This window comes from Aquiflexum lacus (assembly GCF_015476655.1).
Taxonomy (GTDB): Bacteria; Bacteroidota; Bacteroidia; order Cytophagales; family Cyclobacteriaceae; genus Aquiflexum; species Aquiflexum lacus.
On record NZ_JABFHF010000014.1, the window covers coordinates 103,520 to 115,391 of the forward strand.

The following is an 11,872-nucleotide window of genomic DNA, read 5'->3' on the forward strand; positions in this document are numbered from 1 at the left end:
TTAATTGATTTTTAGGGTGACTAATACATCTCTTCGGTAGGACCTCACCACTTCTCCTTTGGTGACATTCAACCTGAAAAGAAAAATTTCTTCTTCGTCCTTATCTTTACAGACAAGATTTTGGAATTCTGAATAGCTTTTGGTAATCAATTCTGATTCAAAAGGGGTAAATGTGTTGCAGTCTCCTTTCAACAAATGATGGTACATAAATAGTGACGCAGTGACTGGCTGAAAACCAATTTGCTTCATATTGGCATGAACCCACATTCTCTGTATAGCTTTACCTGCATTCAAAAAGGTATTCGGTGAAAATTCATTGGCAGTCAGGAGGCAAATTGCAGAAGCTGATTTAAAGGTATTATCCGATATCCGGGTAAATCCTTTGCCAAGTTTATGGTCTCTTATAAATTTCATCGCCTTGGCATTATTGACCATTTTTAAAGCTGCCATATCAGCAACATCAAGATCAAAAGTTTCCAGATCAATCCCATCCTTGGTTTTTTCGGCTTCAGAATGATCCCATCTGATCTCTTTGACAAAATCATTATATCCCTCTACATTGATCATCCTGACCCAATCCATCAGTCCATTTATCTTTGCAAATCCTTTGATCTGTTCTTCTTGGTCAAAAATCCTGAGCTTGAATCCAGCTTCAGCAGCAATCTCTGACAATTCCTCAAAAGTTGAATCCTGAATAGGACTTCTAGGTTCATTGAGCCTGTTGGTCAGCCTACTATCTATAAAGGGGATTAAATAGTCATAGCTGTCAGAAATGGAAGACTCTGATTTTCCATCAAATTGGATACTGGCAATTTTTTCCTCCTCAAATTCTGTTATATGGGTTTTGATCGTCGCTGCTAATCCCATTTTGAGACATGTCAATCTGATATTTTCCAGCGCTGCTCCAAAAGAAATCAAGGAACCTGTTCCTTTAAAGTCCAACAAGGATTCACTTCTTTTTTTATCATGAAAAAGATGAAGCACTCCACCTTTGGTGAAAACCCATTGCCAAGGCTGCATGTTTCCACCCGAAGGTGCACTGTTAGCGACTTCAACGATACTTAAAAGTTCTTCTTCTGATAGTTTATATCGCGAAATTAGTTCTCTTGACAAACCATACTCTCTTTCCACCGACTCATCAAGGTTTGACGGATTGGTAGTGGGACTTGTGGAAATTTTCCCCAATTCAACTTGTATCAGTTCGTCCAGGTCTACAAAAAAGCGTCCCGAATCAGTCATTTGATCCAAAAGAATATTTCTGGCAGTGTGTGAACCCAAAGCTCCACCTAAAAATACAGCAGAAGCAAGCTGTGGCCAGGAAGAAATACTTTGGTTGATTTCCATCAATGAGGCCTTCATCCTTGTAGAAAGTGTGTCGATACCAGTGATTTTAAGACCAAAAGTGACTTTTTCCTTCATGGAAAGGTTTTTGAGATCTCTATAATTTACATCCCCCATATATCCATGGAAAATCTCTCTTTCAGGTTCTAAGTCAAATCTTTCAATATCAAGCATCCCCCTATCTGACGTATCCATGATGACGGGTATTCGTTTTTTCCTAGCAACTTCCCTCAACAAAATTTTGATATCCAAACTATCACATTCATCAACCACAAGATCCAATTCTCCTCCTGAAGAAAAAAATGACTCAATATTTTCTTCATTTATACCTTCATCAAAAACTGTTACTTTGAGGTAAGGATCTATTTCTAAAATTTCTCTAGCGGCAATGGTGGATTTTTTGAGACCTATATCTGCAATACTTGCCCTCATCCTATTCATATTACTCAGCTCAAGGGTATCAAAATCCGCTAATCTGAGTTCTCCACAACCTCTTTCAAGTGCCAAAGCCAAAGCAATACTCTGTCCTACAGAAAGCCCGACAATACCAATTATTTTTTGAGCAAGTTTTTTCTGTTCTGCTTGCGTGATTTTATATTGGTTGCGGATGGTCCTTACCTGAATAAATTCTTCTTCGGGAAGGATATGGACTAGGGTATTTTTCCAAGGATAAAAAACCCAATTTCCATAATCATGCCTCCCATGGATTTCAAAAAAATCTTGCACCCGATTTGACAATTCTTCTTTTGTGAAAAATTTGGAAGGATTTCTCAATTTGATCAGCTCCGAAACCTGACTTTCTATCTCATCCAACCTGACCAACATAGGAAGATCATTCAGCCTCATCAAAAGTTGAGCATCAGATTTTATTTGAGGGTCCAGTAAAATTATTCCCGATTGATTGATGTAATCAGGATACAAGATAGTATTCATTTGAGGATAATTAGGGTGATTATCAGGAGTAAAGATAATTTTCTTTACCAATTTTTTATCATAATTTTTTTAAAAAAAATCTTACTCAGGATTATTATTTTAATATTTTTTGTTTCAATTTTTTTTTGAATAAATATTTTTGATACTTTGTAGGCAGATTAATCCAATTGCCCGATAATAATTTGCATTTCGAACAAAATTCATCCGAGTAAGCCCCATGATAAATTCACCCGAAGAAAAAATAAAAATATTGTATGTAGATGATGAAGAAAACAACCTTCAGGCCTTTAAAGCAACTTTCAGAAGAGATTATCAGATCTTTTTGGCAATGTCCGCTGATGAAGGCAGGAGAATTTTGAAGTCTGAAGACGTACATATCATTATTACTGACCAAAGGATGCCTGAAGAAACCGGCGTAGATTTCCTTTCTTCAATCATACCAATCAATCCTGACCCAATCAGAATTTTGCTAACAGGTTACACTGATATACAAGCTGTCATTGATGCCATCAATAAAGGTCAAATATATCATTACCTTACCAAACCTTGGGAAGAAGAGTATATGCGCAATGTCATCCAAAATGCATATGAGGTATACCAACTCAGATTAGAGAATAGACAACTTACTACAGACCTTCATGACATCAATAGTCAGCTAGAGTTTGTATTAAGACAAAATCTCCTTTCTTAATACCTGGCAGCAAGTAGCAAAAGTAATTCTTTGTGGGTCATTGAAAATTTCCTGGCCAAATAGGCATTGGTCAGGCTACCTCTATAGGTATACACTCCTTTCATGAACCATTTGTAGTTGAAAACCATTTCTTCTGCGCCTCCAAGATCCGCCATCTGCAAGAGTAATGGAGTGAAAATATTGCTCAAAGCAAAAGAAGCAGTTCTTGACACACGGGAAGCAACATTTGGCACACAATAGTGAATTACTCCGTGCTTTACAAAAGTTGGTCGTTCATGAGTCGTCATCTCGGAAGTTTCTATACAGCCACCTTGGTCAATTCCAACATCTATTAGGACACTCCCTTGCATCATTGCGGCGACCATTTCCTCACTGACAACAATTTTGTTTTTGCCCTTCTCCGCTCTCAATGCGCCAATAACTACATCTGCCTCTTTTAAGGCATTGCTTAAGGTATAATTGTCAATGGTTGAGGTAAATATCTGTTGGCCTAACAGATGCTTAATCCTTCGGAGTTTGTAAATATGGTTGTCAAAAACCTTGATGCTTGCTCCCAAACCTAATGCTGTTCGGGCAGCATATTCTGCTACAGTACCTGCCCCGATGATGACTACTTGTGTTGGCGGGACTCCGGTAACCCCACCCATAATCAATCCTTTTCCATTGTTGACACTACTTAGATATTCAGCGGCTATAAGCATCACTGTACTGCCGGCAATCTCACTCATAGCCCTGACCACAGGCATCCCTCCTACTTTATCTTCTAAATGTTCATAGGAAACAGCAGTGATCCTTTTTCGATTTAATGCATGGATGTAATCTGCGTTTTGTTTTCCTAGTTGGATAGCTGATATCAGACAAGATCCTGATCGCATATAATCAATCTCCTGTTCGGTAGGTGGTTCGACTTTCATTACTACATCAGCATCAAACGCCTCCTTGGAAGAATAAACCACCTTAGCCCCCGCATCAGCATATTCTTGATCAGTGAATTTGGATTCTTTACCTGCATTGGTTTCTACCAAAACTTCCTGACCATTATTGACCAATAAGCCTACGGCATCAGGTGTCAGCACAACCCTTTTCTCGTGAACGGCAGATTCCGCGGGCAATCCAATGACCAAGGAGTTCTTTGAGTTTTTTACTTTTTTAGCGGATTCTTTGGGATAAAGACTTATCCCCTCAGTAATCTCAACCATTTGACTTCCCATTTAAAATCTGCTTTAAGGTTATTTTACGATTGCCATTTTCCAGAATTTCAATCTCTATCAATATAAAATCAAGCGGTAAAAAACCTGGTATTTTTTCGGCCCATTCAATCCAGCAATAATTGCTGCTGTAGAAATATTCTTCAACTCCTATTTCCAACACCTCCGACGGGTCTTCCACTCTATAGAAATCAAAATGATAAAAGACTTCTTCATTATCATTCCAATATTCATTGACCAAAGAAAAAGTCGGACTTGAAACCCTGTCTTCAATACCGACTTCTTTTGCTATGGATTTGATCAAGGTAGTTTTGCCGGCTCCAAGATCACCCTTGAACACCCAGATTTTTTCCTCCTGACAAAACCCCACAATCTTTTTGGCGATATCTTGGATTTCTTCAAGACTGTAACTATAAATATTTTCCAAATTTAATTAAATATTCTTTGGTTCAAGTTGTATGAAAGGGATAATCATTTCTTCCAAGGAAACCCCACCATGTTGAAAGGTATCTTTGTAGTAATTTACATAATAATTGTAATTGTTTGGATAAGCAAAGAAATAATCTTCTACAGTAAAAACATAGCTCGTTGAGATATTAAGTCTCGGAAGTTTTGCGTCCTCAGGCTTAGAGATTTCAAAAACCTTTCCACTTTCAAAGTTCAGGTTCTTCCCTTGCTTATATCTCAGATTGGTTGTCACATTTTTATCACCGATAATTTTATATGGTCTGTTTACCCTCTTGGTCCCATGGTCAGTGGTCACGATAACATCAGCCTTGGCAGCTTGTATTTTTTTAAACAGTTCAAAAAGTGACGAGTGCTCAAACCAACTCTTAGTGATGGATCTATAGGCAGATTCGTTGGGTGCCAGTTCTCTGATCATTTTCATATCTGTCCTGGCATGGGACATCATATCCACAAAATTATACACCAAAACATTCAGGTCATTATTGAGCATTTGATGAAAGTGTTCCAATACTGCTTTGCCTTGATAAGCCTGAAGGATTTTATGGTAACTGAATTTAATGTTCAAGCGATTTCTGTGAAGGTTTTCAGAAAGAAAGTGTTCCTCATTATTATTTTTGCCCTCATCGGTATCCTCACCTTCCCATAGTTCGGGATGGAACCTTGCCATATCAGAAGGCATCAATCCACTAAAGAGCGCATTTCTTGCAAAGGCAGTGGTGGTGGGCAGGATACTAAAGTAAGTGGATTCTTCCACTAGATTGAAGTAATCCGTGATCAATGGTTTGATCACCTCCCACTGGTCAAGCCGTAGGTTGTCAATAACCAAAAAAAACAGCGGTTTACCGGGCTTTATAAAGGGAAAAACCTTTTCATTCATCAATTTATGCGACATAATCGGCTTATAGGATTTTGGATCATTGATCCAATCCAAATAATTATTTTTGATGAACTTGGCAAAGCTTGCATTTGCTTCTGTTTTCTGTGTTTCAAGGACATCCTGCATACTCTTGTTTTCTGTCTTGTCAATTTCCAATTCCCAGTAGGTCAACCGCTTATAAATATCAGTCCATTCCTGATGGGTGGAAGCATCATTACAGGCCATACTGATGTTCATAAAATCCTGTCTGTAGGAAAGGTTGGTCTTTTCAGTAATCAGCTGTTTGTTTTGCAGTATTTTTTTTACAGACAGCAGTATCTGATTGGGGTTGATCGGTTTGATCAGATAATCGGCAATCTTACCCCCAATGGCATCATCCATGATATGCTCCTCTTCACTTTTGGTGATCATCACCACAGGTACCTGAGGTTTTATCATCTTGATCTGCTGTAAAGTTTCCAGGCCTGTCATTCCCGGCATCATCTCATCCAAAAAAATCACATCAAAATTATTTTTTTCTACGGACTCAATGGCATCCACGCCACTGTTGACAGTAGCAATCTCATAACCTCTCTGTTCTAAAAACAATATATGTGGTTTCAGAAGATCTATCTCGTCATCTGCCCATAGAATTTTGAACCTTTGCATAATATTTGGTTTATTTCTTTTAAAATTATAATTACTTTTGGAACCTATCAAATGTCAGGGACATTGAAAAGTCACAAAATATTAAATGACCCTGTTTATGGGTTTATCACCATTCCAGGTGAGTTGATTTTTACCATTATTGACCATCCTTACTTTCAGAGGTTACGTCGTATCAAACAGTTGGGTTTGACAGATTTTGTTTATCCAGGGGCACTCCATACCCGCTTCCATCATGCTATTGGAGCTATGCACCTGATGCGCATCACTTTAGACAACCTTCGCCATAAAGGAATTGAAATCAGCAATGATGAATATGAGGCAGCAATGGTTGCTATTTTGCTCCATGATATCGGACATGGTCCTTTCTCCCATGCCCTAGAATTCAGCTTGTTGAAAAATACACCCCATGAAGATTTATCTCTCTTAGTCCTTGAAAAACTCAATGAGCAATTACAAGGTCGATTGAATTTAGCTATAAAAATCTTCAAAGGAGCTTATGAAAGGAATTTTTTTAATCAGCTCGTTTCAAGTCAGCTTGATATTGACCGCTTGGATTACCTTCAGCGGGATTGTTTCTTTACAGGTGTCTCTGAGGGCACCATTGGTGCGGACAGAATCATCAAAATGATGGACATCAAGGATGACCAACTGGTAGTCGAAGAAAAGGGGCTATATAGTATAGAGAATTTTCTTAGCGCTAGAAGGTTGATGTATTGGCAGGTTTATCTGCACAAGACTACAGTAAGTGCTGAGAAAATGATGATAAATTTGATAAACCGAGGGATTGAACTGATGGGAAGTGGTCATACTTTGTATGGTACGGAAGAGCTGCTTTTATTCCTTGGTAATAGATTCAGTCTTGAGGATTTGAGAAAAGATCATGATTTATTGGAAAAATTCATGACCTTAGATGACCTTGATATCTGGGGAGCTATCAAAATGTGGAAGAATGAAAAAGATTATGTGATCAGAAATATTTCCAACATGTTTCTGACCAGAAATCTTTTCAAGATAAATTTGAGAAATGAGGCTTTTACAGAGAAAGAATTGAATATTGAAAAAAATAAAAGTCTCAAAAAACTTCAGATTCCCGAAATTGATCATCATTATTTCTTCAATCATGGAACTATAAGCAATCATGCATATCTTAATAAAGAGCAGATACTCATTTTGACAAAAAAAGGACAGATTATTGATGTAGCCCAAGCAGCAGATCTTCCGAATATAAAAGCAATGAGTAAAATAGTTAAAAAACATTATATCTGTCAGGCCAAAAATTTAACTTTGTAATCCTTAAATTGCTCTAAATGGAATTTACCCTCAATCAAATAGCCGAAATGCTGAATGGCAGAATTGAAGGCGATGGGTCTATCACGGTAAACAGAATAGACAAAATCCAAGAAGGAAAAGAAGGAGGGATAAGTTTTTTGGCCAATGAAAAATATGAGCCCTATATATATGAAACTGGTGCCACAGCAGTAATTGTATCACAAGATTTTGTGGCCCAAAAATCTGTCAAAACAAATTTGATACGGGTGAAAAATGCCTATACAGGATTTACCCAATTATTGGAAGCTTATGCGCTGATTTTAAAATCGTATAAAACCGGTGTAGAACAGCCCTCTTATTTTGATGAAAGCAGTAGTATTGGTGAAAACCATTATAGAGGTGCTTTTTCCTATGTAGGTAGAAATTGCACAATCGGCAACAATGTACAGATTCACCCGCATGCATACTTAGGGGACAATGTTAAGATTGGGGACAATTGCATCATCTACGCAGGCTCTAAAATTTATAAAAATACACAAATCGGTAATCACTGCGAGATCAAGTCCGGAGCAGTAATTGGCTCTGATGGTTTTGGATTCGCTCCACAAGAAGATGGTACTTACAAGTCAATACCACAACTTGGTAATGTAATCATTGAAGATCATGTCAGTATCGGAGCAAATACGACCATCGATTGTGCCACGATGGGATCCACCCTCATCAAAAAAGGAGTAAAAATTGACAATCTGGTTCAGATCGCTCACAATGTCATCATCGGTGAAAATACAGTAATTGCCTCACAAACAGGTATTTCTGGTTCAACAGAAATAGGGAAAAATTGTGTAATTGCCGGACAGGTAGGAATTGTAGGGCATATTAAAATCGCAGACAAAACAACAATTGGCGCCAAAACAGGAGTCCCAAAAAACATTACCAGTAGCGGACAAACTATATTCGGATTCTTGGGAATGGATATAAAGAACTTCCTCAAATCCTATTCACTTTTCAAAAAACTTCCCGAACTACAGGACCGAATCAAAGAACTAGAAAAAAAAGGCTAAATTTACGCTCTGAAATTCTAAAGGGCATTATTTGAACGAATGAGAGTCAAACAACATACTATTCAAAAGCAAGTAACAATTTCCGGTGTAGGCTTACATACCGGTGTTATTTCAAATATGACATTTTTACCTGCTCCACCAAATCATGGCTACAAATTTCAACGGGTTGATATGGAAGGACATCCAACTGTTGATGCTGATGTAGACAACGTCGTAGATGTATCTAGGGGCACGACCCTGGAACAAGGTGGTGCAAGAATATTTACGGTGGAACATGTACTCGCTGCATTAGTTGGTCTGGAAATAGACAATGTCCTGATTCAAATAGATGGTCCTGAACCTCCAATCATGGACGGGTCCTCCATTCAATATATTCAGATTCTAGAGGAAGCTGGACTTGAAGAGCAAAATGCCCTCAGGAGATTTTTTGAAGTCCCTGAAAGCATCACTTACAGAGAACCTTCCCGGGAAGTCGAAATGGCAGCATTGCCTCTGGATGATTACAGGGTCACTGTAATGGTCGATTACAATTCTCCTGTATTGGGAAGCCAACATGCTTCTATTACAAATATCAGCCAGTTCAAATCTGAGATTGCTTCTTGTAGAACTTTTTGTTTCCTACATGAATTGGAAATGCTCTACAACCAAAACCTCATTAGAGGAGGAGACCTCAACAATGCCATTGTGGTGGTAGATAGGGTAGTTGAAGACAAAGAATTGGAGCATCTTGCCAGAATGTTTAACAAGGACAAAGTCGAAGTCAGAAAAGAAGGCATTCTTAACAATGTGGAGTTAAGATATAAAAATGAACCTGCAAGACATAAACTTCTGGATGTCGTCGGAGACCTTGCACTGGTTGGCAGACCTCTAAAAGCTCAAATTTTGGCGGCAAGACCCGGGCATGCAGCAAACGTTGCTTTTGCAAAAAAAATCAAAAGAGCAATGGAGAAGACTGGGCCTGTTCATATTCCTCATTATGACCCCAAGCTGCCACCCGTTATGGATATCAATCAGATCAGTAATATTTTGCCGCATCGATATCCATTTCAATTATTGGATAAAATCATTTACCTTGATGATTCTGTAGTGGCGGGTGTCAAGAATGTCACCATCAATGAACCCTTTTTTATGGGCCACTTCCCAGGAAATCCAGTTATGCCAGGTGTGCTTCAGGTAGAAGCAATGGCACAGACTGGCGGGATATTGGTATTGAGCACAGTGGATGATCCTGAAAAATATTGGACTTATTTCTTGGGAATTGAAAGTTGCAAATTCCGTAAAATGGTTCTTCCTGGGGACACATTGGTCTTCAAATGTGAGCTGCTTGCACCTATAAGAAGAGGGATAGCAAAAATGAAAGGTGAGGCCTTTGTTGGGAATACCTTGGTTTGTGAAGCAATTATGACCGCCAGCATTGTCAGAAAAGAATCATGATCAGTCAATTAGCACATATACACAAAAACACCATCTTGGGAAAGGAGGTCCATGTTGACCCTTTTACCATGATTCACGAAAACGTTGAAATCGGTGATGGTACTTGGATTGGATCCAATGTTACAATTTTTCCTGGTGCCAAAATAGGTAAAAACTGCAAAATTTTCCCCGGAGCTGTCATTTCAGCTATTCCGCAAGATCTTAAATTCCAAGGCGAAGATTCTACCGTTGAAATCGGCGATAATACTACCATCAGAGAGTGTGTCACTATCAGCAGAGGTACAATAGACAAACGAACCACAAAGGTCGGAAGCAATTGTTTATTAATGGCTTATGTTCATATCGCCCATGATTGTTTGGTCGGAAACAATGTTATTATTGCCAATTCGGTTCAGGTGGCAGGTCATGTCATCATAGATGATTGGGCCATAGTAGGTGGCAGCAGTGCGATACACCAATTTGTCAAAGTGGGCATGCATTCCATGATTTCCGGGGGTTCATTGGTAAGAAAGGATGTTCCTCCTTTTACCAAGGCAGCAAGAGAACCGTTAAGTTATGCAGGAGTCAATAGCCTTGGTCTCAGAAGGAGGGGATATTCCAGCGAAGCGATCAGCCATATTCAGGAAGTCTATCGATACCTTTTCTTAAACAGCCTCAATAATAGCAGGGCTTTGGAAGAAATAGAGGTAAACCTTCCTGCGACTAAAGAGCGGGATGAAATCATTAATTTCATCCGGTCCTCTGAAAGAGGAGTCATGAAAGGATACATCAGCTAAATGAGAATTAAGCTGAATCAGATTTCAAAAAGGTTCCAATTTGATTGGATTTTCAAAGATTTGACCCTTGACATCACACCTTATTCCCATTGGGCCATAACCGGAAGCAACGGTTCCGGAAAATCCACCCTGATAAAATGTATCTCAGGCTTACAACCACTAACTTCAGGACAGATTACTTATTCGCTAGAAGAAAAAGATATTTCGGATTCGGATATTTTTAGGTATTTGGTCATGAGCGCCCCTTACATGGAATTGCCAGAAGAGTTTTCTTTATCCGAATTGTTGGCGTTCCATTTTAAATTCAAACTTCCAATAGCGTCCGTCTCTTTGGAAGAAATGATGGACATCATGTACCTGAAGGAACACCGGGACAAACCGATTTTCCAATTTTCTTCTGGCATGAAGCAGCGGTTGAAGCTTGGATTATGTTTTTTTTCAAAAATAAATTTAATTCTTTTGGATGAGCCTACTTCCAACCTGGATGAAAAGGGTATAGCTTGGTATTTGCATTTGGTAAAAGAATTTTCGAAGGATAAAACACTTTTTGTGTGTTCCAATGACCCCAGAGAATATGGATTTTGCCCAAACGAAATCAAAATTGAAGACTTCAAGCCAAAACAAAAACTTTGATTATTGCGCGTTATGATTAATTTTACAGAAATTATAATTATACGATTATGCAAAAGATTGTTTTAAGCTTGATTATCACAGGTTTTTTAGCTGTTAGCCTCTTTTCCTGCAAAGACAAAAAAGATGATCCTACTCCGTCCAAAACTCCTGAGGAACTTGCCATTGAGGACCTGACAGGTGGTTCATCACAGGCTTGGGTTATAGCCGGAGGGGGTTCGGTAGTCCGAGACGGCCGTTCTGAAACAAATATTTATCAGGATTTTGAAATCACTTTTGCTGCAAGCGGAAGCAATAAAAATTATAGTACGATCAACAGTAATGATCTTTTTGATACTAACGGGAATTGGTCTTTTGTCGGAACTAACTTAGACAAAATCACCTTGTCGGGAACCAAGCCTGCCTCAGAAAGAGAAGTATCGTTTACCAGAACAGGGAATGACTTAAGGCTTGTTTTCGCCATTACAGTTCCTGGGGCAGAATTACCGAGTGGTGCAGTTGCTGGTAACTATACTTTTAACCTTAAAAAGAAATAA

11 protein-coding genes are annotated in these 11,872 nt (G+C 38.7%); 7 read left to right on the forward strand and 4 right to left on the reverse strand.

Annotation, left to right across the window (positions count from 1 at the left end; translation table 11 throughout):
• Positions 1-2,274: an Rv1355c family protein gene (locus HMJ38_RS13985; protein WP_194975031.1), complete on the reverse strand. Its 2,274-nt coding sequence runs from the start codon at positions 2,272-2,274 to the stop codon at positions 1-3.
• Between the two features lie 217 nt (positions 2,275-2,491).
• Between HMJ38_RS13985 and HMJ38_RS13990 the strand changes: the two genes are divergently transcribed.
• Positions 2,492-2,965 (forward strand): response regulator, encoded by a 474-nt coding sequence (locus tag HMJ38_RS13990; RefSeq protein WP_194975032.1) that lies wholly within the window; start codon positions 2,492-2,494, stop codon positions 2,963-2,965.
• Here HMJ38_RS13990 and HMJ38_RS13995 read toward each other — a convergent pair.
• From HMJ38_RS13995 to porX, 3 genes are read right to left on the reverse strand one after another with little or no spacing between them, the layout of a single operon-like run.
• On the reverse strand, positions 2,962-4,164 hold the full coding sequence (locus tag HMJ38_RS13995) for an alanine dehydrogenase (RefSeq protein WP_194975066.1): 1,203 nt from the start codon (positions 4,162-4,164) through the stop codon (positions 2,962-2,964). The two genes, HMJ38_RS13990 and HMJ38_RS13995, sit on opposite strands and share 4 nt — an antisense overlap.
• Positions 4,157-4,600, reverse strand: coding sequence for a tRNA (adenosine(37)-N6)-threonylcarbamoyltransferase complex ATPase subunit type 1 TsaE (gene tsaE, locus HMJ38_RS14000; protein WP_194975033.1), 444 nt, complete (start codon positions 4,598-4,600; stop codon positions 4,157-4,159). Before tsaE ends, HMJ38_RS13995 begins: the two co-directional genes overlap by 8 nt.
• Before the next feature lie 6 nt (positions 4,601-4,606).
• Positions 4,607-6,166: a T9SS response regulator signal transducer PorX gene (gene porX / locus HMJ38_RS14005; RefSeq protein ID WP_194975034.1), complete on the reverse strand. Its 1,560-nt coding sequence runs from the start codon at positions 6,164-6,166 to the stop codon at positions 4,607-4,609.
• 63 nt (positions 6,167-6,229) lie between these two features.
• Here porX and HMJ38_RS14010 point away from each other — a divergent pair, with 63 nt between their 5' ends.
• Genes HMJ38_RS14010 through HMJ38_RS14035 form a run of 6 tightly spaced genes read left to right on the forward strand, consistent with a single transcriptional unit; the run spans position 6,230 to position 11,872 of the window.
• A complete protein-coding gene (locus HMJ38_RS14010) occupies positions 6,230-7,456 on the forward strand; it encodes an HD domain-containing protein (RefSeq protein ID WP_228780054.1) in 1,227 nt (408 codons plus the stop codon).
• 17 nt (positions 7,457-7,473) lie between these two features.
• Positions 7,474-8,496, forward strand: coding sequence for a UDP-3-O-(3-hydroxymyristoyl)glucosamine N-acyltransferase (lpxD, locus tag HMJ38_RS14015; protein WP_194975036.1), 1,023 nt, complete (start codon positions 7,474-7,476; stop codon positions 8,494-8,496).
• A gap of 39 nt (positions 8,497-8,535) precedes the next feature.
• Positions 8,536-9,930 (forward strand): bifunctional UDP-3-O-[3-hydroxymyristoyl] N-acetylglucosamine deacetylase/3-hydroxyacyl-ACP dehydratase, encoded by a 1,395-nt coding sequence (locus HMJ38_RS14020; protein ID WP_194975037.1) that lies wholly within the window; start codon positions 8,536-8,538, stop codon positions 9,928-9,930.
• On the forward strand, positions 9,927-10,706 hold the full coding sequence (gene lpxA, locus HMJ38_RS14025; RefSeq protein ID WP_194975038.1) for an acyl-ACP--UDP-N-acetylglucosamine O-acyltransferase: 780 nt from the start codon (positions 9,927-9,929) through the stop codon (positions 10,704-10,706). Before HMJ38_RS14020 ends, lpxA begins: the two co-directional genes overlap by 4 nt.
• Positions 10,707-11,339 carry an ABC transporter ATP-binding protein gene (locus HMJ38_RS14030; RefSeq protein ID WP_194975039.1) on the forward strand — a complete coding sequence of 211 codons (633 nt, stop codon included), beginning with the start codon at positions 10,707-10,709 and terminating at the stop codon, positions 11,337-11,339. It begins immediately after the preceding gene.
• Between the two features lie 47 nt (positions 11,340-11,386).
• The gene (locus tag HMJ38_RS14035; RefSeq protein ID WP_194975040.1) at positions 11,387-11,872 is read left to right on the forward strand and encodes a hypothetical protein; all 486 of its coding nucleotides are present in this window, start codon (positions 11,387-11,389) and stop codon (positions 11,870-11,872) included.

Coding starts and splice junctions, on each gene's coding strand:
- HMJ38_RS13995 (WP_194975066.1), bottom strand. CDS start 4,164: ATGGTTGAGATTACTGAGGGGATAAGTCTTTATCCCAAAGAATCCGCT.
- HMJ38_RS14030 (WP_194975039.1), top strand. CDS start 10,707: ATGAGAATTAAGCTGAATCAGATTTCAAAAAGGTTCCAATTTGATTGG.
- lpxD (WP_194975036.1), top strand. CDS start 7,474: ATGGAATTTACCCTCAATCAAATAGCCGAAATGCTGAATGGCAGAATT.
- porX (WP_194975034.1), bottom strand. CDS start 6,166: ATGCAAAGGTTCAAAATTCTATGGGCAGATGACGAGATAGATCTTCTG.
- HMJ38_RS14035 (WP_194975040.1), top strand. CDS start 11,387: ATGCAAAAGATTGTTTTAAGCTTGATTATCACAGGTTTTTTAGCTGTT.
- HMJ38_RS14020 (WP_194975037.1), top strand. CDS start 8,536: ATGAGAGTCAAACAACATACTATTCAAAAGCAAGTAACAATTTCCGGT.
- lpxA (WP_194975038.1), top strand. CDS start 9,927: ATGATCAGTCAATTAGCACATATACACAAAAACACCATCTTGGGAAAG.
- HMJ38_RS13985 (WP_194975031.1), bottom strand. CDS start 2,274: ATGAATACTATCTTGTATCCTGATTACATCAATCAATCGGGAATAATT.
- HMJ38_RS13990 (WP_194975032.1), top strand. CDS start 2,492: ATGATAAATTCACCCGAAGAAAAAATAAAAATATTGTATGTAGATGAT.